At 71.3% G+C, this 21433-nt stretch carries 17 protein-coding genes and 1 pseudogene; 14 read left to right on the top strand and 4 right to left on the bottom strand.

What is annotated here, in order from left to right; all coding sequences use genetic code 11:
• The first annotated feature begins 162 nt into the window (after positions 1–162).
• From ABZT12_RS14435 to mutM, 8 genes and pseudogenes are all read left to right on the top strand, one after another.
• Positions 163–3219: a helicase-related protein gene (locus ABZT12_RS14435; RefSeq protein WP_356382717.1), complete on the top strand. Its 3057-nt coding sequence runs from the start codon at positions 163–165 to the stop codon at positions 3217–3219.
• Positions 3220–3364: 145 nt separating this feature from the next.
• Positions 3365–3955 (top strand): annotated as a pseudogene (rsmD, locus tag ABZT12_RS14430) (16S rRNA (guanine(966)-N(2))-methyltransferase RsmD); the annotation flags it as partial.
• 26 nt (positions 3956–3981) lie between these two features.
• Complete coding sequence (coaD, locus tag ABZT12_RS14425) at positions 3982–4461, top strand: pantetheine-phosphate adenylyltransferase (protein WP_356382830.1); 480 nt, start codon at positions 3982–3984, stop codon at positions 4459–4461.
• 99 nt (positions 4462–4560) lie between these two features.
• The gene (locus ABZT12_RS14420; protein WP_356382714.1) at positions 4561–5649 is read left to right on the top strand and encodes an ATP synthase F0 subunit B; all 1089 of its coding nucleotides are present in this window, start codon (positions 4561–4563) and stop codon (positions 5647–5649) included.
• Positions 5650–5812: 163 nt separating this feature from the next.
• Complete coding sequence (locus tag ABZT12_RS14415; protein ID WP_356382711.1) at positions 5813–6472, top strand: DUF177 domain-containing protein; 660 nt, start codon at positions 5813–5815, stop codon at positions 6470–6472.
• 2 nt (positions 6473–6474) lie between these two features.
• Positions 6475–6648 carry a 50S ribosomal protein L32 gene (rpmF, locus tag ABZT12_RS14410; RefSeq protein ID WP_007493396.1) on the top strand — a complete coding sequence of 58 codons (174 nt, stop codon included), beginning with the start codon at positions 6475–6477 and terminating at the stop codon, positions 6646–6648.
• Between the two features lie 19 nt (positions 6649–6667).
• Complete coding sequence (gene rnc / locus ABZT12_RS14405; protein ID WP_356382708.1) at positions 6668–7519, top strand: ribonuclease III; 852 nt, start codon at positions 6668–6670, stop codon at positions 7517–7519.
• Between the two features lie 79 nt (positions 7520–7598).
• Positions 7599–8459: a bifunctional DNA-formamidopyrimidine glycosylase/DNA-(apurinic or apyrimidinic site) lyase gene (mutM, locus tag ABZT12_RS14400; RefSeq protein WP_356382705.1), complete on the top strand. Its 861-nt coding sequence runs from the start codon at positions 7599–7601 to the stop codon at positions 8457–8459.
• Here mutM and ABZT12_RS14395 read toward each other — a convergent pair.
• Entirely contained in the window at positions 8432–8833 is a 402-nt protein-coding gene (locus ABZT12_RS14395; protein WP_356382703.1) for a helix-turn-helix domain-containing protein, read from the bottom strand. The two genes, mutM and ABZT12_RS14395, sit on opposite strands and share 28 nt — an antisense overlap.
• Positions 8834–8935: 102 nt before the next feature.
• Between ABZT12_RS14395 and ABZT12_RS14390 the strand changes: the two genes are divergently transcribed.
• Positions 8936–9526, top strand: coding sequence for a flavodoxin family protein (locus ABZT12_RS14390; RefSeq protein ID WP_356382700.1), 591 nt, complete (start codon positions 8936–8938; stop codon positions 9524–9526).
• Positions 9527–9538: 12 nt separating this feature from the next.
• On the opposite strand, the gene ABZT12_RS14385 is transcribed toward ABZT12_RS14390, so the two are convergent.
• Positions 9539–10648, bottom strand: a complete 1110-nt coding sequence (locus ABZT12_RS14385; RefSeq protein ID WP_356382697.1) for a CAP domain-containing protein — start codon at positions 10646–10648, stop codon at positions 9539–9541.
• 158 nt (positions 10649–10806) lie between these two features.
• On the opposite strand from ABZT12_RS14385, the gene ABZT12_RS14380 reads away from it, so the two are divergent.
• The 4 genes from ABZT12_RS14380 to ABZT12_RS14365 all read left to right on the top strand — a co-directional run bounded on the left by ABZT12_RS14380 (position 10807) and on the right by ABZT12_RS14365 (position 17649).
• Positions 10807–11088 carry an acylphosphatase gene (locus tag ABZT12_RS14380; protein WP_356382694.1) on the top strand — a complete coding sequence of 94 codons (282 nt, stop codon included), beginning with the start codon at positions 10807–10809 and terminating at the stop codon, positions 11086–11088.
• Positions 11089–11481: 393 nt separating this feature from the next.
• A complete protein-coding gene (locus ABZT12_RS14375) occupies positions 11482–11685 on the top strand; it encodes a hypothetical protein (protein ID WP_356382691.1) in 204 nt (67 codons plus the stop codon).
• A 241-nt stretch (positions 11686–11926) separates the two neighbouring features.
• Entirely contained in the window at positions 11927–15931 is a 4005-nt protein-coding gene (locus ABZT12_RS14370) for an AAA family ATPase (RefSeq protein ID WP_356382688.1), read from the top strand.
• A gap of 299 nt (positions 15932–16230) precedes the next feature.
• Positions 16231–17649, top strand: coding sequence for a sugar porter family MFS transporter (locus tag ABZT12_RS14365; RefSeq protein ID WP_356382685.1), 1419 nt, complete (start codon positions 16231–16233; stop codon positions 17647–17649).
• A 130-nt stretch (positions 17650–17779) separates the two neighbouring features.
• Here ABZT12_RS14365 and ABZT12_RS14360 read toward each other — a convergent pair whose 3' ends face one another.
• On the bottom strand, positions 17780–18751 hold the full coding sequence (locus ABZT12_RS14360) for an LLM class flavin-dependent oxidoreductase (protein WP_356382682.1): 972 nt from the start codon (positions 18749–18751) through the stop codon (positions 17780–17782).
• Between the two features lie 392 nt (positions 18752–19143).
• Here ABZT12_RS14360 and ftsY point away from each other — a divergent pair, with 392 nt between their 5' ends.
• On the top strand, positions 19144–20343 hold the full coding sequence (ftsY, locus tag ABZT12_RS14355; protein ID WP_356382679.1) for a signal recognition particle-docking protein FtsY: 1200 nt from the start codon (positions 19144–19146) through the stop codon (positions 20341–20343).
• Positions 20344–20477: 134 nt separating this feature from the next.
• Here ftsY and ABZT12_RS14350 read toward each other — a convergent pair whose 3' ends face one another.
• A complete protein-coding gene (locus ABZT12_RS14350) occupies positions 20478–21143 on the bottom strand; it encodes a bifunctional DNA primase/polymerase (protein WP_356382676.1) in 666 nt (221 codons plus the stop codon).
• Between the last annotated feature and the right edge of the window lie 290 nt (positions 21144–21433).

The following is a 21433-nucleotide window of genomic DNA, read 5'->3' as shown; positions in this document are numbered from 1 at the left end:
AGCGCCGGCGGGAGGAGCGTCCGGACGGCGCGGGGTCGGGCGGTCCCGGGTTTGGCGGTGACCGCGGAGGATGGCCGGAGCGCGCCATCCTAGGGCCCGAACCAACTGTCTGACCAGGGGTTTCCCCGGACATCTAGGGGATTGTCAGTGGCGTGGTGTGCAATGGATCTCGTGCCCGCACTGGAAGAACCACTGAAACAACCCCTCAAGTCAGTGCTCGGCCCCGCCACCGCGAAGGTGATGGCCGAGCACCTCGGCCTGCACACCGTCGGCGACCTGCTGCACCACTATCCGCGCCGGTACGAGGAGCGCGGCCAGCTCACCCACCTCGCCGACCTGCCCATGGACGAGCACGTCACGGTGGTCGCCCAGGTCGCCGACGCGCGGCTGCACACCTTCGCCTCCGCCAAGGCGCCCCGGGGCAAGGGCCAGCGCCTGGAAGTGACGATCACCGACGGCAGCGGCCGGCTCCAACTCGTCTTCTTCGGGGCGGGCGTGCACAAGCCCCACAAGGACCTGCTGCCGGGCACGCGCGCACTCTTCGCGGGCAAGGTCTCGGTCTTCAACCGCCGGCTGCAACTGGCGCATCCCGCATACGAGTTGCTGAAAGCCGACTCCGAGGAGACCGTCGAGAGCTGGGCCGGCGCGCTCATCCCGATCTACCCGGCGACCGCCAAACTGGAGTCCTGGAAGATCGGCAAGGCGGTGCAGACCGTGCTGCCCAGCGCCCAGGAAGCCGTCGATCCGCTCCCCGCCTCCCTGTGCGAGGGCCGCGGCCTGGTCTCCCTTCCCGAGGCCCTCCTCAAGATCCACCGCCCGCACACCAAGGCGGACATCGAGGACGCACGCACCCGCCTCAAGTGGGACGAGGCCTTCGTCCTCCAGGTGGCCCTGGCCCGCCGCCGCCACGCCGACGCCCAACTCCCGGCGGTGGCCCGCAGAGCCGCTCCCGACGGCCTCCTCACCGCCTTCGACGACCGTCTCCCCTTCACCCTCACCGACGGCCAGCAGAAGGTCTCCCAGGAGATCTTCGACGACCTCGCCACCGAGCATCCGATGCACCGGCTGCTCCAGGGAGAGGTCGGTTCCGGCAAGGCCCAGCCGCTCGACTCGCTCGTCCTGACACCCACCGGGTTCCGTCGCATGGGCGAGGTGGGGGTGGGGGACGAGATCGTCGTGCCGGACGGCGGGATCGCGCTGGTCGACGGTGTCTTTCCGCAGGGGGAGCGCGAGGTCCGGCGTCTGGTCCTCACCGACGGAAGCTCCGTCGAGTGCGACGACGAGCACCTGTGGATCGTCGGCACGCGGGAGGACTGGGAGCGCGGCCGGCCCCCGAGAACGATGACGGCGCGCGCGATCCGGCTCGACACCCTCGGGGCCGACGGAGCCCCCAAGTGGTACCTCCCGGCGGCCACTCCGGCCGACCTCGGGGACGACTCGGGGCCGCCCCTCGATCCCTACGGTGTCGGCGTCCGACTGGCGGGCGGCCCGGAGGGCGTGCCGTCGCCCGGCACCTCCGTACCCGACGCGTACCGGAACACGTCGGTCAAGAACCGTCTCGCCGTACTCCAGGGACTGATGGACACCGCGGGCACGGCCGGGACGGACGGCCCCGGGGCCTCGTTCCGCTCCGCCTCACCGACGCTCGCGGAGGACGTCGCCTGGCTGGTGCGCTCGCTCGGCGGCCGGGCGGAGGTCCGGCCGGAGCGGGCCGGGTCCGACGCCTGCGTCGTCTCCGTCCGCCTGCCCGGCCGGTACCCGCCGTTCCGGCTCGCCGACAAGGCGGAACGGGCGGGCCCGCCCCCGGCGGACCACACCTTCCGGCGGGGGATCCGGGCGGTCGAGTACGTGGGGCGCAAGCCCGTGCAGTGCATCAGCGTGGCGCACCCCGGACATGCCTACGTGACCGACAACTTCACGGTCACCCACAACACCATGGTGGCCCTGCGCGCCATGCTCGCCGTCGTCGACTCGGGCGGCCAGGCCGCGATGCTCGCGCCCACCGAGGTGCTCGCGCAGCAGCATCACCGGTCGGTCACCGAGATGATGGGCGAGCTGGCCGAGGGCGGCATGCTGGGCGGCGGCGAGCGGGCCACGAAGGTCGTCGTGCTCACCGGCTCCATGGGCGCCGCCGCCCGCCGCCACGCCCTGCTCGACCTCGTCACCGGCGAGGCCGGCATCGTGATCGGCACGCACGCGCTGATCGAGGACAAGGTCAAGTTCCACGACCTGGGCCTCGTCGTCGTCGACGAGCAGCACCGTTTCGGGGTCGAGCAGCGCGACGCCCTGCGCGGCAAGGGCAAACAGCCACCGCACCTGCTGGTGATGACCGCCACACCGATCCCGCGGACCGTCGCCATGACCGTCTTCGGCGACCTGGAGACCTCCGTCCTCGACCAGCTCCCGGCCGGCCGCTCCCCGATCGCCAGCCATGTCGTCCCCGCCGCCGACAAGCCGCACTTCCTCGCCCGCGCCTGGGAGCGGGTGCGCGAGGAGGTCGACAAGGGCCACCAGGCCTACGTCGTCTGCCCCCGCATCGGCGACGAGGAGGACGACCCGAAGAAGGGCGCCAAGAAGAAGTCCGCCGAGGACGAGGCCGAGAAGCGCCCGCCCCTCGCGGTCCTCGACGTGGCCGCCCAGCTCGCCGGCGGCCCGCTCCAAGGGCTGCGGATCGAGGTGCTGCACGGCCGTATGCACCCCGACGACAAGGACGCCGTCATGCGCCGCTTCGCCGCCGGGGACACCGACGTCCTGGTCGCCACCACGGTCATCGAGGTCGGCGTGAACGTGCCCAACGCCACCGCGATGGTCATCATGGACGCCGACCGCTTCGGCGTCTCCCAGCTCCACCAGCTGCGCGGCCGGGTGGGCCGCGGCTCGGCGGCCGGCCTCTGCCTCCTGGTCACCGAGATGCCCGCGGCGAGCCCGGCCCGCCAGCGCCTCGACGCGGTCGCCGCCACCCTCGACGGCTTCGAACTCTCCCGCATCGACCTCGAACAGCGGCGCGAGGGCGACGTCCTCGGCCAGGCCCAGTCCGGCGCCCGCTCCTCCCTCCGGGTCCTCGCCGTCATCGAGGACGAGGAGGTCATCGCCGAGGCGAGGCAGGAGGCCACGGCGCTCGTCACCGCCGACCCCGGCCTGGACCGCCTCCCCGGGTTGCGTACGGCGCTGGACGCCCTGCTGGACGAGGAGAGAGAGGGGTACCTGGAGAAGGGCTAGCGGAGGTCGGGCGGGTCCCCGTACCGGCCGACGGTGACCGGGCAGCCCCGGTGGATGCCTGCCAGACTGACCGCACACCGGAACCCCGGTACCTGATTGACCCGTTGGACGCGTTGGAACCGATGAACCCCATGAACGAGGACCCCAGATGACCCGCGTGATCGCCGGTACAGCCGGCGGACGTCGCCTCGGCGTCCCGCCGGGCAACGGAACCCGCCCCACCTCCGACCGCGCACGCGAGGGCCTCTTCTCCACCTGGCAGTCCCTCCTCGGCACCCCTCTGCGGGGCCACCGCGTCCTGGACCTCTACGCCGGCTCCGGCGCCGTGGGCCTGGAGGCGCTGTCCCGCGGCGCGAGCCACACCCTGCTGGTCGAGGCGGACGCCAGGGCCGCCCGAGTCATCCGGGAGAACGTGAAGGCCATCGGCCTCCCCGGCGCGGAGGTCAGGGCGGCCAGGGCCGAACAGGTCGTCCGGACACCGGCGCCGGCCGAGCCGTACGACATCGTCTTCCTGGACCCGCCGTACGCGGTCACGGACGACGATCTCCGCGAGATCCTGCTCACACTCCGGACCGAGGGGTGGCTCGGGGACGAAGCCCTCGTCACCGTGGAGCGCAGCACCAGAGGCGGCGAATTCGGGTGGCCGCAGGGGTTCGACCCGATCCGGGCCCGTCGCTACGGCGAGGGGACGTTTTGGTACGGTCGCGCCGCCTCTACGTGCGAAGACGCACGATGACCGGACCGGAGAGCGAGGGAAACCAGTTGCGCCGCGCCGTCTGTCCGGGGTCGTTCGACCCCATCACCAATGGACACCTCGACATCATCGCCCGTGCCTCCCGCCTGTACGACGTCGTGCACGTCGTCGTGATGATCAACCAGTCGAAGAAGGGCCTGTTCTCCGTCGACGAGCGGATAGAGCTGATCCGGAACGTCACCGCCGAGTTCGGCAACATCCAGGTCGAGGCCTACCACGGCCTGCTGGTCGACTTCTGCAAACAGCGCGACATCCCCGCCATCGTCAAGGGCCTGCGCGCGGTGAGCGACTTCGACTACGAACTCCAGATGGCCCAGATGAACAACGGTCTCTCGGGCGTCGAGACCCTGTTCATACCCACCAGCCCCACCTACAGCTTCCTCTCCTCCTCACTGGTGAAGGAGGTCGCCACCTGGGGCGGCGACATCTCCCACCTGGTGCCCCCGGTGGTCCTCGAAGCGCTCAAGGACCGCATCGGCAAGAGCTGAGCAACTGACGCCGCGTCAGCAGGTGTCGGCCGGGGCGGGTGTGGTCGTACAGTCGACCCGTCCGTCTCCAACACAGCTGTAGAGAGTGGCGAGCACACGGTGGACGTGCAGAAGAAGCTCGACGAGATCGTCGCCTCGGTCTCCGGCGCCCGGTCCATGCCCATGTCCGCCTCGTGCGTGGTCAACCGCGCCGAGCTGCTCACGCTGCTCGAAGAGGTGCGCGCGGCGCTGCCGGACTCGCTGGCCGAGGCACAGGAGCTGATCGGCGGCCGGCAGGAGATGGTCGAACAGGCCCGCCAGGAAGCCGAGCAGATCATCCGCACCGCGCACGCCGAGCGCGGCTCCCTGATCTCCGACACCGAGATCGCCCGCCGCTCGCAGAACGAGGCCGACCGCATCCTCGCCGAGGCCCGCCAGGAGGCCGAGGAGATCCGCGCGGAGGCCGACGACTACGTCGACTCCAAGCTCGCCAACTTCGAGGTCGTCCTCACCAAGACCCTCGGCTCGGTCGGCCGCGGCCGGGAGAAGCTCCTCGGCACCGGCCCCGGCCTCGACGACCAGGGCTACGAGGACGAGGACGCCCCCGAGCGCAGCCACGACCCGGAGACCCTGCGCCGGGACGCCGACACCTACGTCGACGTCAAGCTCGGCGCCTTCGAGGCGGTGCTCGCCAAGACTTTGGAGGCCGTCGGCAAGGGCCGCCAGAAGCTGCACGGCCGGCTCGCCAGCGACGACCTCGGCGCCCTCGCCCTCGACGACGACGGCAGCCCGGTCCAGCACACCAGCGACGCCGACTACCTGGCCGGCCTCGCCGCCATCCACGAGACCCCGGCCGCCCCCGCCGAGACGCCCCAGCAGCAGGAGTACGCCCCGCAGGCCGCCTACGACTACCAGCAGGCCCCGCAGCAGCAGCCGGACCCCTACGGCTACCAGCAGCAGTACGCCCAGCAGCCCGACCCCTACGGCTACCAGCAGCAGCCGGACCCGTACTCCGCCGCCGGCTACGCCCCGGCGACGGGCGACGCGTCCTTCCAGGGCTACGACGCCCAGCAGACCCCGTACGACCCCCAGCACCAGCAGCACCAGGCCCAGCAGGGCTACGCGCTGGACGAGACGAGCCTCTTCGACACCGGCATGATCAGCGCCGAGCAGCTGAGGGCGTACGAGCAGGGACGCGGATCGCAGTGATCCGGGGCGGGCCCGGGTCGGGTGGCCGGGAGCGCGCACCGGATTGGGCCGGGAGCGAAAGGTCCAGTATCCTGGCTCTTCGGTCGCGTGTACGTCCGTGATCAGCGCTGCCCCCGGAACACGGTGGGCCGCGTCTCCCCCTGAGAGCAGTCCGAAAGCAGGAATGGTTCTGAACGCCCGCCTCGACCACCGCAACCCTCTCGTGTTCGACACTCACGAGCTGGGCCGGCGTCCTGGTGCGCTGCGGCGCCTGACCCGCTCGATCGACGCTCCCCGGGACCTCGGGATCCAGGGGGTCATCGGAGTGCCGGAAGGCGCACCGGTGGAACTCAGGCTCCGCCTTGAGTCGGTCATGGAGGGTGTGCTCGTCACAGGCACCGCCCGTGCACAGGCCAAGGGGGAGTGCGTAAGGTGTCTGGAGCCGATCGAGCAGAAGCTCGAAGCGGACTTCCAGGAGATGTTCTCGTACCCTGACGCCGACGACCGTGGCCGCGCAAAAGCGGAAACGGCCGACGACGCCGGGGAATCCGCGGATGACGAGGACAGGCTCTACATCGAGGACGGCCTGTTCGACCTCGAACCCGTGCTGCGCGATGCGGTAGTGCTCGCACTGCCGATGCAGCCGGTGTGCCAGGACGACTGTCTGGGCCTGTGCTCCGAATGCGGGGCGCGGCTCACGGACGACCCGGACCACCACCACGACGCCGTCGACATCCGTTGGGCGGCACTGCAGGGACTCGCCGGTTCACTCGGAGACGGCGAGAAGGACGAGTTGAGCGGCGAGGCGCCTGAGTCACGCGCCGCCGAGAAGCAGGAGAAGTAGCCGTGGCTGTTCCGAAGCGGAAGATGTCGCGCAGCAACACGCGCCACCGCCGGTCGCAGTGGAAGGCTGCGGTCCCCACCCTGGTTGCGTGCGAGCGCTGCCACGAGCCCAAGCTGCAGCACATCGCGTGCCCGTCTTGCGGCACGTACAACAAGCGCCAGGTCCTCGAGGTCTGAGCGGCTGGTGAGAGGCACCATGTCTGACGCCAATGAAGTTGGTTCCCGCCAGCGCGGGGGTGCCCCGGCGGACACGGCCTCGTCCCACACACTGTTGGAAGGGCGGCTCGGGTACCAACTCGAGTCCGCCCTTCTGGTGCGTGCGCTGACCCACCGTTCGTACGCGTACGAGAACGGCGGTCTGCCGACGAACGAGCGGCTGGAGTTCCTCGGGGATTCCGTGCTCGGCCTCGTCGTCACGGACACGCTGTACAACACCCACCCCGACCTGCCCGAGGGCCAACTGGCCAAGTTGCGGGCCGCGGTGGTCAATTCGCGTGCGCTGGCGGAGGTCGGTCGCGGCCTGGAACTCGGCTCCTTCATCCGGCTCGGCCGGGGCGAAGAGGGCACGGGCGGCCGGGACAAGGCGTCCATCCTCGCCGACACCCTGGAAGCGGTGATCGGCGCGGTCTATCTCGACCAGGGTCTCGACGCGGCGGGCGAACTCGTCCACCGGCTCTTCGACCCCCTGATCGAGAAGTCCTCGAACCTCGGTGCCGGCCTGGACTGGAAGACCAGTCTCCAGGAGCTCACCGCGACGGAGGGGCTCGGCGTGCCCGAGTACCTGGTCACGGAGACCGGCCCCGATCACGAGAAGACCTTCACTGCTGCCGCCCGCGTCGGAGGCGTCTCGTACGGCACCGGCACCGGCCGCAGCAAGAAGGAGGCGGAGCAGCAGGCCGCCGAGTCCGCGTGGAGGTCCATCAGGGCCGACGCGGACGAGCGGGTCAAGAAGGCGAAGGAGGCGGTCGAGCAGGCCGTCGAGGTCGCCCCGCCCGCTGAGCAGGCCGCTGCCGAGGAGAGCGTCGACACCACGTCGGCGTCCGCCTGACCGCACAGCGCAGCCCGAGCGCCCGTCCCCGTCCAGGGGCGGGCGCTCGGCTCATCCACCGGTTGCCACAGGGGATCGCATGCCCGAGTTGCCCGAGGTAGAGGTCGTACGACGAGGTCTGCGCAGGTGGGTCGCCGAGCGCACCGTCGCCGACGCCGAGGTGCTGCACCCGCGTGCGGTACGCCGTCATCTCGCCGGTCCCGACGACTTCGCGCACCGCCTCAAGGGCCACCGCATCGGCACCCCCAGCCGGCGCGGCAAGTACCTGTGGCTGCCGCTGGCGGACTCCGGGCAGGCGATCCTGGCGCACCTCGGGATGAGCGGCCAACTCCTGGTCCAGCCGCACGAGTCGCCCGACGAGAAGCACCTGCGCATCCGCGTCCGGTTCGCCGACACCCTCGGCACCGAACTCCGCTTCGTCGACCAACGCACCTTCGGCGGGCTGTCGTTGCACGACACCACGTCCGACGGACTGCCCGACGTCATCGCGCACATCGCCCGCGACCCCCTCGACCCGCTCTTCGACGACGAGGCCTTCCACCAGGCGCTGCGCCGCAAGCGCACCACCATCAAACGGGCCCTGCTGGACCAGTCGTTGATCAGCGGAGTCGGCAACATCTATGCGGACGAGGCCCTTTGGCGCTCCCGTGTGCACTACGAACGGCCGACGGCGAACTTCACCCGTCCGCGTACCGCCGAACTCCTGGGCCACGTACGGGAGGTGATGAACGCGGCCCTCGCCGTCGGCGGCACCAGCTTCGACAGCCTGTATGTCAACGTCAACGGTGAGTCGGGCTACTTCGACCGCTCGCTCGACGCCTACGGCCGCGAGGGCCTGCCGTGCCGGCGGTGTGGCACGCCGATGCGCCGACGGCCCTGGATGAACCGGTCCAGCTACTTCTGCCCGACGTGTCAGAGGCCGCCGCGCGTCTCGTCGTAGCGGGCGCGGGCTTCGAGCACCTCGTCCATGCGGCCCTCCACGAAGTGGATGAGGCCGGTCAGGCGCCGGGCCAGTTCGCGGCCGAGCGGGGTCAGTTCGTAGTCGACGCGGGGCGGGTTGGTCGGCTGGGCCTCGCGGTGCACCAGGCCGTCGCGCTCCAGCGCGTGCAGCGTCTGGGACAGCATCTTCTCGCTGACGCCGTCGACGCGGCGGCGCAGCTCGTTGAAGCGGAGCGCGCCGTCGTACAGCGCGCCCAGGGTCAGCGCGCCCCAGCGGCCCGTGACGTGCTCCAGCGTGCCGCGCGAGGGACAGGTCTTGGCGAACACGTTGTACGGAAGCTCCTGCTCCTGCGTGCGCTCCTGGGTGGTGTCCATGCCGACAGCTTACGCGACCACGGCGCTAACCAACAGGTTGCACTAACTCCGAGTTAGTGCTTTCCTTTCCTCACCGTTGCTGAGCTGTGAGGAGCACTCATCGTGACCATCCCCGTTGTCTCCATCGCCTACCACTCCGGCTACGGCCACACCGCCGTCCTCGCCGAGGCGGTCCGCTCCGGAGCCGTCGAGGCCGGCGCCGAGGCGCGGCTGATCGCCGTCGACGCGATCACCGACGAGCAGTGGGCCCTGCTGGACGCCTCGGACGCGATCGTGTTCGGCTCGCCGACCTACATGGGCACCGCGTCCGGCGCCTTCCACGTGTTCGCGGAGGCGTCCTCGAAGCGCTGGTCCGCCCTGGAGTGGAAGGACAAGCTGGCCGCCGGCTTCACCAACTCCGGCTCCAAGAGCGGCGACAAGCTGCACACCCTGCAGTTCTTCCAGATCCTCGCCGCCCAGCACGGCATGCACTGGGTCAACCTCGGGCTGCACCCGGGCTGGAACAACAGCGAGGGCTCCGAGCACGACCTCAACCGGCTCGGAGTCTTCGCGGGCGCCGCCGCCCAGACCAACGTCGACGAGGGCCCGGAAGCCGTCCACCCCGCGGACGTGGCCACCGCGGAGCACCTCGGCCGCAGGGTGGCCGAGACGGCCGCGGTGCTCGCCCGGGGGCGCGTCGCCGTCGCGGTGTGAACGGGCGGCGGATCAGTAGCCGAAGTCCTGCGTCCACCAGGGGCCGCCGGTGCCGAAGTGCACACCGACGCCCAGGGTCTTGAAGTCGCAGTTCAGTATGTTGGCCTTGTGGCCGGGGCTGTTCATCCACGCGTCCATGACGGCCGCCGCGTCGGCCTGGCCGCGGGCTATGTTCTCGCCGCCCAGGGCGGTGATGCCGGCCTTGGCCGCCCGGTCCCACGGGGTGGCCCCGCTGGGGTCGGTGTGGTCGAAGAAGTCCTCGGCGGCCATCTGCTCGCTGAAGTCCTCGGCGAGGCTCGTCAGCGAACTGCTGGCGGAGAGCGCGCTGCAACCGACCGCGGCCCGCTGCTCGTTGACGAGCTTGAGCACCTCGGCCTCGGCGGCGGCCACCGCGGAGACCGTCACCGGGGCGGTGGTCTTCTGCGCCGCCGGGGGAGCGGTGGTCTTCCGCGACGGGGTCGTCACCGGCTTCGTGCTGGGCGGCGTGGCGGACGGCTTCTTCACCGGCGCCTTGGGCGGCGCGGTGGTGGAGGCGGCGGGGGCCGAGGCGGAGGCCGAAGCGGACGGAGTCGCGGAGGGCTTGGCGGCGCGGTCGGCGCCGCGGCTCGTCGAGGAACCGCCGTCGCGGGACTGGGCGCTGCCGGAGGTGCCGCCCTGCTCGGTCGCCGAGTTGCTGGGCGACCCCGCGGCCTGCACGCTGTCGCTGTTTCCGGTGCCGCCGCCCAGCTTGTAGTTGTCGAGCCCCGGCACCGCGCCCGCGGCGACCGCGACCGTGCCGATCGCGACGGCCGCCGAAACGCCGAGCAGCCCGGTGCGGACCGGTGTCGCGGCCTTCTTCCGGCGCCGGCGCCCGCCCCGCGCGTCGTTCGACGTGCCGCCCGCGTCGGGGAAGACCACGGCGTAGTCCTCCTCGGTGGCGAAGAGGTAGGCCTCACTCTTCACCCGGGCCTGCGAGTGGCCCTCCGGAGCGAGGTGGGGCGCCCGCCCCACGGTGTCGCCCGCGTGCCAGTCGTACGAGTCGTGCGGGTCGTAACCACCCGTGTAAGAGCCGTGCGTCTCTGTGATCCCCGTGGCGCGGCCCGTGGCGGCGCGGCCGGCGGCGGAGCGTCGGTGGCGTCCCATGTCCTTGCCTTCCTCGTGCTTGCGGTCAGCTCGTCCCAGCGGTGACCCGGCTCACTCGATGGAGTGAGTTTCATATGAGATTCACTGGGTGGGGACGGTACCTCATGGCACGAGGGGAGCAAGTGTCGCGAGTGACATTGGCCGGTTAGGTTGCAGCCATGAGCGAGGATGTTCGGCTGGTCGCCTGGGTGCGAGGGCGTGTCCAAGGTGTGGGTTTCCGGTGGTTTACCCGCGCCAAGGCGCTGGAGATCGGGGGCCTGAGTGGTTTTGCTCTCAATTTGGGGGACGGACGCGTCCAGGTGGTCGCGGAGGGGTCGCGCGAAAGGTGTGAGGGACTCCTGGAGTGGCTCCAGGGAATCGACACGCCCGGTCGCGTGGCCGGCGTCACGGAGATCTGGGACACACCGCGCGGGGGCTACGACGGGTTCGCCATCCGCTGACCGCTCTCCGACGAGGGACACGGGGAACCCCCGCTGCCGGCGGAGGATCATGCCGTCGGCGGGCGCCCGGAGCGGAAAGTACCTGGTGGTTGCCGATAACCGCTTGCGCCGGCAGGCTCCGCGGGTAAAGATGATCGCCACGCCCCCAGGGGTCCCGCAGGAGAAGCAGCGCCGCCCGCTCCGGGCCGCGCGCCCCCGGGTTGCCCGCCAGTACGGGGCGTGATCGTGTTGACCGTCAAACTTTTTGGTGAGACTCTGAAAGCCCCGCGCACCTTAGCTGTTTGGCATGGAAGAACGGCAGAGCAACACTAGAGCGTGTCAAGCACGACGGGTGCGATTCCCTCACGACCCAAACCGCTTCGGTCGGTCACTCAGTGTGGAGGACCATCCATCATGGCAAAGGCGCTTCTCGGATACGTCGGCGGCTCCGACCCGCGACTCCTCGCCGAGATGCGACGGCTGCAGCAGCGCGTCCAGGATCTCGAATCCGAGCTCGGCCGCATCCAGGCCGAGAACGAGGCGCTCACGGCTGCCGTTTCTCACGACTCGCTTCTTGAGAGCATCGACGCACGCCAGGCGGAGCCCGCGCTCACCTGATCACTGCGGCGCACCACGAAAGACAGCGCAGTGGTCGGGCGGCCCGTAACAACCGCTACGTCCGTATCAACCGCATAGTTGCCGAAGTTTGCAAGGGACGCTTCGGCGTCCCTTCTTTCTTTCCCCCGTCACCGCCACCACTCTCTTCAACGTCTGGTGTGCCCTGCACCTTCATCCGCGAAACCGCGGGGGCACCGGGGTTCACGGTGTGAGACACCCCCGGAAGGTAGAGTCCGGCGGCGTGCACCTCAAGGCCCTGACCCTCCGAGGGTTCAAGTCGTTCGCCTCCGCGACCACGCTCCGGTTCGAGCCGGGGATCACCTGCGTCGTCGGACCGAACGGCTCGGGCAAGTCCAACGTCGTGGACGCGCTCAGCTGGGTCATGGGCGAACAGGGCGCCAAGTCGCTGCGCGGCGGCAAGATGGAGGACGTCATCTTCGCCGGCACCACCGGGCGTCCCCCGCTGGGCCGCGCCGAGGTCTCCCTGACCATCGACAATTCCGACGGGGCGCTCCCCATCGAGTACGCCGAGGTCACCATCACGCGGATCATGTTCCGCAACGGCGGCAGCGAGTACCAGATCAACGGCGACACCTGCCGCCTCCTCGACATCCAGGAACTCCTGTCCGACTCCGGCATCGGCCGCGAGATGCACGTCATAGTCGGCCAGGGACAGCTGGACTCCGTGCTGCACGCCGACCCGATGGGCCGCCGCGCCTTCATCGAGGAGGCGGCCGGTGTCCTCAAGCACCGCAAGCGCAAGGAGAAGGCGCTCAGGAAACTGGACGCGATGAAGGCCAACCTCGCGCGCGTGCAGGACCTCACGGACGAACTGCGCCGCCAGCTCAAGCCGCTCGGCCGCCAGGCCGCCGTCGCCCGCCGCGCCGCCGTCATCCAGGCCGACCTGCGCGACGCCCGCCTCCGCCTGCTCGCCGACGATCTCGTACGGCTGCGGCAGGCGCTGAAGGCCGAGGTCGCCGACGAGGCCGCGCTGAAGGAGCGCAAGGAGGCCGCCGAGCTGGAACTGCGCGGGGCCGTGCAGCGCGAGGGGCTGCTGGAGGACGAGGTCCGGCAGCTCGCACCGCGGCTCCAGCGGGCCCAGCAGACCTGGTACGAGCTCTCCCAGCTGGCCGAGCGGGTGCGGGGCACCGTCTCGCTGGCCGACGCGCGGGTGCAGAGCGCGACCTCGGCGCCCCCGGACGAGCGGCGCGGACGTGACCCCGAGGACATGGAACGCGAGGCCGCCCGGATCCGCGAGCAGGAGGCCGAGCTGGAGGCGGCGCTGGAGGCGGCCGAGCACGCCCTGGAGGACACGGTCGCCCACCGTGCCCGACTGGAGCGCGAACTCGCCGACGAGGAACGGCGGTTGAGGGACCTCGCCCGTGCCATCGCCGACCGCCGGGAGGGTCTGGCCCGGCTCAACGGGCAGGTGAACGCCGCCCGTTCGCGCGCCGCGTCCGCTCAGGCCGAGATCGACCGGCTGGCCGTCGCGCGGGACGAGGCGCAGGAACGTGCCGTCACCGCGCAGGAGGAGTACGAGACGCTCCAGGCCGAGGTCGACGGGCTCGACGCCGGGGACGCCGAACTCGCCGGGCGGCACGAGGCGGCGCGGGCCGCGCTGGCCGAGGCGGAGGCCGCCCAGTCCGCCGCCCGCGAGGCCGCCACCGCCGTGGAACGCCGGCGCGCCGCGACCCAGGCCCGCCATGACGCGCTCGCGCTGGGCCTGCGCCGCAAGGACGGCACCGGCGCGCTGCTGGGTGCGAAGGACCACCTCTCCGGGCTGCTCGGCCCGGCCGCCGAACTCCTCACCGTGGTCCCGGGACACGAGGTGGCCGTGGCCGCCGCCCTCGGCGCCGCCGCCGACGCCATCGCCGTCACCACCCCCGCCTCGGCAGCGGAAGCGTTCCGCCTCCTCCGTAAACAGGACGAAGGCCGGGCCTACCTCCTCCTGGCGGGCGCCCCGGAGGATACGGAGGCCCCGCAGCCGCACGCGTACGGCGGCGCGGAGTCCTCGCCGGACGCGCCGGGCCAAGCCGCAGGTACGGCCTCGCGGGAAGACACCGGACACCTGGGGGACGTCTCCGGTGCGCCCGCCGGCCCGGTGCCGGACGGCCTCCCGCCGGCCGGCACCCCGGGCGAGGACACCGGCAGCGGGCCTGCGCTCCCGACGCCCAGCCGGTCCGTCCCCCACGCCACGTCTCCCCACTCCGCCACCCTGCCCGGCGGTTCGGCTTCCAGCATCCCGAACGGCTCCGCCGTCGGGAATCGTCGTCCCGGCGCCTCGTCTCTCAACGTCTCCGAACCGCCGAACGGTTCAACGCCCGCCAACGGGTCTCCCCACATCCCTTCAGCGCGAGGCGGTCCTGTTTCCGGGACCCCGAACTGTCCCGCCGTCCCGCACCCGCATGCGGAGCCCACCCCACCCACCGCCTCCCTCCCCGCACCCCTCACCTACGCCGCCGAACTGGTCCGAGCCCCGGCCGAACTCCGGCCCGCGCTGGGGCGGTTGCTGCGGGGGATCGTCGTCGTAGGGACTCTGGAGGACGCCGAGGAGTTGGTGGACGCGCGGCCGGGGCTGACCGCCGTGACCGCTGACGGGGATCTGCTGGGGGCGCACTTCGCGCACGGGGGGTCGGCGGGGGCGCCGAGTCTGCTCGAAGTGCAGGCGTCCGTGGACGAGGCCGCCGCCGAGTTGGCCGAACTGGGCGTGCGGTGCGCGGAGTTGGCTGAGGCGCAGCGGCTGGCGGGGGTGCGGCGCGGGGAATGTGCGGCGCTCGTGGAGGAGTTGGGGGAGGCGCGGCGGGCCGCCGACCGGGAGAAGTCGGCTGTGGCCCAGCAGTTGGGGCGGCTCGCCGGACAGGCGCGTGGTGCCGCGGGCGAGGCGGAGCGGTCCGCAGCGGCGGCGGCGCGGGCGCAGGAGGCGCTCGACCGGGCCGTCGAGGAGGTGGAGGAGCTGGCCGAACGGCTCGTCGTCGCCGAGGAGATGCCGGTCGAGGAGGAGCCCGACACCTCCGTGCGGGACCGGCTCGCCGCCGACGGGGCCAACGCCCGGCAGACCGAGATGGAGGCGCGGCTCCAGGTCCGTACGCACGAGGAGCGGGTGAAGGGACTGGCCGGGCGGGCCGACGCGCTGGACCGGGGCGCGCGGGCGGAACGCGAGGCACGCGCGCGTGCCGAACAGCGGCAGGCCCGGCTGCGCCACGAGGCGGCCGTCGCGCGGGCCGTCGGCCTCGGCGCCCGGCAACTCCTCGCCCACGTCGAGGTGTCGCTCGGCCGCGCCGACGCGGAGCGGACCGCCGCCGACGCGGCCAAGGCACGGCGCGAGCGGGAACTGACCGCCGCCCGCGGCCAGGGCCGTGAACTCAAGGCGGAACTGGACAAGTTGACGGATTCGGTGCACCGCGGCGAGGTACTCGGTGCCGAGAAGCGGCTGCGGATCGAGCAGTTGGAGACGAAGGCGCTGGAGGAGCTCGGCGTGGAGCCGACCGGTCTGGTGGAGGAGTACGGGCCGCACCAGCTCGTGCCGCCCTCGCTCGCCGCCGAGGGCGAGGAGCTGCCCGACGACCCGGAGCACCCGCGCAACCAGCCCCGGACCTTCCACCGTGCCGAGCAGGAGAAGCGGCTGAAGTCGGCGGAGCGGGCGTATCAGCAGCTGGGAAAGGTCAATCCGCTCGCGCTGGAGGAGTTCGCGGCGCTGGAGGAGCGGCACAAGTTCCTCAGCGAGCAGCTGGAGGACCTGAAGAAGACCCGTACCGACCTGCTCCAGGTGGTGAAGGAGGTCGACGAACGGGTCGAGCAGGTCTTCACCGAGGCGTACCGGGACACGGCCCGCGAGTTCGAGGGCGTCTTCGGGCGGCTCTTCCCCGGCGGCGAGGGGCGGCTGATCCTGACCGACCCCGACCACATGCTCACCACGGGTGTGGACGTCGAGGCACGGCCTCCGGGCAAGCGGGTCAAGCGGCTCTCCCTGCTCTCCGGCGGCGAGCGCTCGCTGACCGCGGTGGCGCTGCTGGTCTCGATCTTCAAGGCGCGGCCCAGCCCGTTCTACGTGATGGACGAGGTCGAGGCCGCGCTCGACGACACCAACCTGCAACGGCTGATCCGGATCATGCAGGAGCTCCAGGAGGCTTCCCAGCTGATCGTGATCACCCACCAGAAGCGCACGATGGAGGTCGCCGACGCGCTGTACGGCGTCTCCATGCAGGGCGACGGTGTGTCGAAGGTCATCTCGCAGCGACTGCGCTAGACGGCGCGGACCGGGGCATCCGGTAGAGAGCGGAGGGAGATCGGTGCTAGTTACACCGGTATCACCCCGCATGCCGCTGAGTCGCGCTCGCTGAATGGGCAAAGACTTCAACTCTTGAACGCATGCGGCGCCATCGGTGGCTGAAAAATCACAGCTGGACGGCTATTGACTTCGAAACATGAAGGCATAGTCTCTGCAACGTTGTTCTTACCTTCAAGTGGTGGGCGGCTGGATGCTGTGCGCCACTGGAAGGGTCGCCCCCACACCGGCGGCGTTGCCGGTGGCCCGAGGAGTTACACGTGACCAGCACTGCGCAGGCACCTCAGTCAGGAGCCAGGCCGGCTCATCCCGAACATCTCGGGCACGTCATCTTCATCGCGGCGGCGGCCGCGATGGGCGGTTTCCTCTTCGGCTACGACAGCTCCGTGATCAACGGCGCCGTCGAGGCCATCCGGGACCGCTACGACGTCGGCTCCGCGGCCCTGGCGCAGGTCATCGCCATCGCCCTGATCGGCTGTGCCATCGGCGCCGCCACCGCCGGCCGGATAGCCGACCGCATCGGCCGCATCCGCTGTATGCAGATCTCCGCCGTGCTGTTCACCATCAGCGCCGTCGGCTCCGCGCTGCCCTTCGCGCTGTGGGACCTCGCCTTCTGGCGCGTCATCGGCGGCTTCGCCATCGGCATGGCCTCGGTCATCGGCCCGGCCTACATCGCCGAGGTCGCCCCGCCCGCGTACCGCGGCCGACTCGGTTCCTTCCAGCAGGCCGCGATCGTCGTGGGCATCGCGATCTCGCAGCTGGTCAACTGGGGCCTGCTGAACGCCGCCGGGGGCGACCAGCGCGGCAAGCTCATGGGCATCGAGGCCTGGCAGGTCATGCTCGGCGTCATGGTGGTCCCGGCGATCCTCTACGGACTGCTCTCCTTCGCGATCCCCGAGTCTCCGCGCTTCCTGATCGCCGTGGGCAAGCTGGACCGCGCGCACCAGGTGCTGCGTGAGGTCGAGGGCGACAACCTCGACCTGGACGCACGCGTCGGCGAGATCCAGCAGGCGATGAAGCGCGAGCACAAGTCCACGTTCAAGGACCTGCTGGGCGGCGGCTTCTTCTTCAAGCCGATCGTCTGGGTCGGTATCGGCCTTTCGGTCTTCCAGCAGTTCGTCGGCATCAACGTCGCGTTCTACTACTCCTCGACGCTGTGGCAGTCGGTCGGCGTCGACCCCTCGCAGTCGTTCTTCTACTCCTTCACGACGTCGATCATCAACATCCTCGGCACCGTGATCGCCATGATCTTCGTGGACCGCGTCGGCCGTAAGCCGCTGGCCCTCATCGGCTCCGTCGGCATGGTGGTCGGACTCGGTCTGGAGGCCTGGGCCTTCTCCTACGACCTGGTGGACGGCAAGCTGCCGGCCGCGCAGGGCTGGACCGCCCTGATCGCCGCCCACGTCTTCGTCCTCTTCTTCGCCCTCTCCTGGGGTGTCGTGGTCTGGGTCTTTCTCGGCGAGATGTTCCCGAACCGGATCCGCGCCGCCGCGCTGGGCGTCGCCGCCTCCGCGCAGTGGATCGCCAACTGGGCCATCACCGCGAGCTTCCCGTCCCTGGCCGACTGGAACCTCTCCGCGACCTACGTGATCTACACGGTCTTCGCCGCGCTCTCCATCCCGTTCGTCCTCAAGTTCGTCAAGGAGACGAAGGGCAAGTCCCTGGAGGAGATGGGCTGACCGAGCCCCCCGAACTCGGGGAGACGGGCCAAGTCCCCGCTGCCCTTCTCCCCGACACCTGTCCGCCGCCCCTGGCACGGCCAACTCCCGTGCCAGGGGGGGGCGGTTCCTGCACGCCCGGTGGGGCGCCTCAGTCCTTCAGCCGGGGCAGCACCTGTTCCGCGAACAGCCGCAGGCTCCGCCAGCCCTCCTCCACCGGCATGCCGCCCGCGAGCGGATGCAGTACGTAGTTGTCCAGCCCCTGGGCCAGGCACTCCTCCGGCGTGAGGATGCGGTAGACGCCCTCCGCGCGCAGCTCGTCCACCGTCGTGGCCGCCGACCTGACCGCCGAGCGGATGGAGCCGGACTGCCAGGACGCGTACGTACGGGCCTCGTGCAGGAAGCGGGCGCCGTGGTCGGCCCAGGCCCGGTCCGGGTCCTCGGCGAGGTGCAGCAGGGGCGTCTCCGCGGCCGGCATCATCGTCCAGCCCTCGGTGCCGTACTCGGTGAGCAGCTCCTTGTAGTGCGCCTCCAGCTCCGGGAGGTGCGCGCTGGGGAAGAACGGCAGGCCCAGCCGGGCGGCCCGGCGGGCGGCGGCCCTCGAGGAGCCGCCGACCAGGAGCAGGGGGTGCGGGTCGGAGAAGGGGCGCGGGGTGACCCGTACCGTACGGCCGCGGTACTCGAACTCCTCGCCGGTCCACGCCTTCAGCACGGTCTCCAGCAGCTCGTCCTGGAGCCGGCCCCGGCGCTTCCACTCCACGCCGAACTGGGCGTACTCCTCGGGCCGGTAGCCGATCCCGGCGACCGTCACCAGCCGGCCGCCGCTGAGCAGGTCGAGTACGGCGATGTCCTCGGCGAGCCGCAGCGGATCGTGGAGCGGGCCGATGACCGCCGAGACGGTCACTGCGATGGTCCGGGTCGCCCCGAAGACCGCGCCCGCGAAGGCGAACGGCGACGGCAGCCAGTTGTCGTCGACCCCGTGGTGCTCCTCCGTCTGCACGGTGGTGATCCCACGGTCGTCGGCGTACGCGGCCATCTCCAGGGCGGCCCGGTAGCGGGCGCTGAGCGAGGTGGGGGTGGCGCCGGGTTCGACGAGGTTGAAGCGTACGACGGTCACGGGCATGGGGGTCCCCTTACGGTGTGGGGACGGACGGTAACTGACGGAGTGTCAGGTAGCCATAGGTGAGCGCCTGTTGGGGTGCCGGCCGCCCGGCCGCGCGGGAGGCGTGACGGTGAGGCGGCGGGGCAGGGGCGGTGAGGCCCCGCCGGGGATACGCGCCGTACGGGGGCGGTCGTCAGCGGTGCGCCCGGGGTGAACGGTGGGGCGGCGGGGATTGACGGCGCCCCTGGTGGGCAGGAGGTCGCCGCTGCGCGGTGCGCCCGGCGTGGGGGGCCGGTGTCCCCCCGGACGGGCATCGCGGCATGGCCCCATTTGGTGGGGTAATGCTCACTTTTGTGCTGTCGGAAAACCTGAGCTGGGTCCCGTCCGGACCCATGGCTGATACTGGGGGCGTTATGGAAACCGTCATCCTTGCTGTAGTCATCGCCGTGGTCGTGCTCGGCGCGCTCAGCGGCCTCATCGTCGGCAGCCGGCGAAAGAAGCCGCTGCCCCCGCCGCCGCCCACCGCCCCCGACATCACCGCCCCGCCGACCGAGCCGCACGTCGGCGACGAGGCCGAGACCCCGCGCGACGAACCGCGCCGGACCATAGAGGAGGTGGACCTTCCCGACGGCTCGCCCGCCGTCGTGGTCGAGGAACCCGCCGCCGAAGCCCTCGCGATCGAGATCCCCGAGCCCACGGCCGGCCGCCTGATCCGGCTGCGCGCCCGGCTCTCCCGCTCGCAGAACGCGCTCGGCAAGGGGCTGCTCACGCTGCTCTCCCGCGAGCACCTCGACGACGACACGTGGGAGGAGATCGAGGACATCCTGATCACCGCCGACGTCGGCGTCGCTCCCACCCAGGAGCTGGTCGACGGGTTGCGCGAGCGGGTGCGGGTGCTCGGCACCCGGACCCCCGGCGAACTGCGCGCGCTGCTGCGCGAGGAGCTGCTCAAGCTGGTCGGCACCGAGGCCGACCGCGCGGTCAGGACCGAGTCGGAGACCGGCGGACCGGGCGTCGTCATGGTCGTCGGGGTCAACGGCACCGGCAAGACCACCACCACGGGCAAGCTCGCCCGGGTCCTGGTGGCCGACGGCCGCAGCGTCGTGCTGGGTGCCGCCGACACCTTCCGGGCCGCCGCCGCCGACCAGTTGCAGACCTGGGGCGACCGGGTCGGAGCCCACACCGTGCGCGGGCCGGAGGGCGGCGACCCCGCCTCCGTCGCCTTCGACGCGGTCAAGGAGGGCAAGGACATCGGCGCCGACGCCGTCCTCATCGACACCGCCGGACGCCTGCACACCAAGACCGGTCTCATGGACGAGCTGGGCAAGGTCAAGCGCGTCGTCGAGAAGCAGGCGCCGCTCGACGAGGTGCTGCTCGTCCTCGACGCCACCACCGGTCAGAACGGGCTGGTCCAGGCCCGGGTCTTCGCCGAGGTCGTCGCCATCACCGGCATCGTGCTGACCAAGCTGGACGGTACGGCCAAGGGCGGCATCGTGATCGCCGTCCAGCGCGAACTGGGCGTACCCGTCAAGCTCATCGGCCTCGGCGAAGGCGCCGACGACCTGGCGCCCTTCGAGCCGGAGGCGTTCGTCGACGCCCTCCTCGGAGACTGACCGGCCACCCGACCGGCGACCGGTACGAAGCAGCGCCCGCCCCCACTCGCGGTAGGGGACGGGCGCTTCGCCGTGTACGGGGGCCGTGCGCGGCGGCCGGGGGTGAGGCCGATGCGCGTGCTGCCTCAGCGGTATCAGTCGCGCGACCGGTGGGCCACGTACGCCAGCGTTCCCAGCAGCAGCCGGGCGGCCGGTGGTTTCGTCGCCGAGTCCAGGGCGGGGGAGCGCAGCCAGCGGACCGGGCCGAGGCCGCCGCGGTCGGAGGGCGGGGCGGTGATGTGGCGGCCGGGGCCGAGGCCGCGCAGATCGAGCGAGGCCGGGTCGTCCCAGCCCATCCGGTAGAGCAGCGCCGGGAGTTCGGCGGCGGCGCCCGGGGCGACCAGGAAGTGGGCGCGGCCGTCCGGGGTGGCGGTCACCGGTCCGACGGGCAGCCCCATCCGTTCGAGCCGCACCAGCGCCCGCCGGCCGGCCGGCTCGGCGACCTCGATCACGTCGAACGCGCGCCCGACCGGCAGCATCACGGCGGCGCCCGGGAACTCGCCCCAGGCGTCGGTCACTTCGTCGAGGGTCGCGCCGGCCCGTACCTCCGGGGCGAACTCCAGCGGATGCGCGCCGGGTGCCCGGCAGCCGCGGCGGCCACAGGAACAGCCGCCCCCGCCGGCCCGCGCCCCGGGTACCACGTCCCAGCCCCACAGACCGGTGAACTCCGCCACCGCCGTGCTCTCCGACGCCCGGCCGCGGCGGCGCGAGCCGGGCCGGATGTCGCGGATGCTCCGACTGCTGCCGATCGTGAAGCCCATGCCCCCTCCAACGGGTCAGACGCACCGGTGGTTACGAGACGGACGCGGGGTCGTCACTCTCTGTGGTCTCGGTTACCCAAGTGCCTCTCGATTCAGACGGCTTCCGGAAGCGCCTCGGGTGGTGTGTTCGAAGGTGCGCGCCCCCATGTGCACCGCTCCGCCCACTTCCGGCCGTCCTATGTCAAGTGAATCGTGCGCGGGCCACCAGGAGTTCATCCGAAGGGGTGGCGAAAGGTGGCGTTTCCGGGATTGCCATGGTGAGAGCGTGATCACAGGATTACTCTGAGTGC

This window comes from Streptomyces sp. NPDC005423, assembly GCF_040606415.1.
Classification (GTDB): Bacteria; Actinomycetota; Actinomycetes; order Streptomycetales; family Streptomycetaceae; genus Streptomyces.
This window is presented reverse-complemented; position numbering and strand designations above follow the sequence as displayed.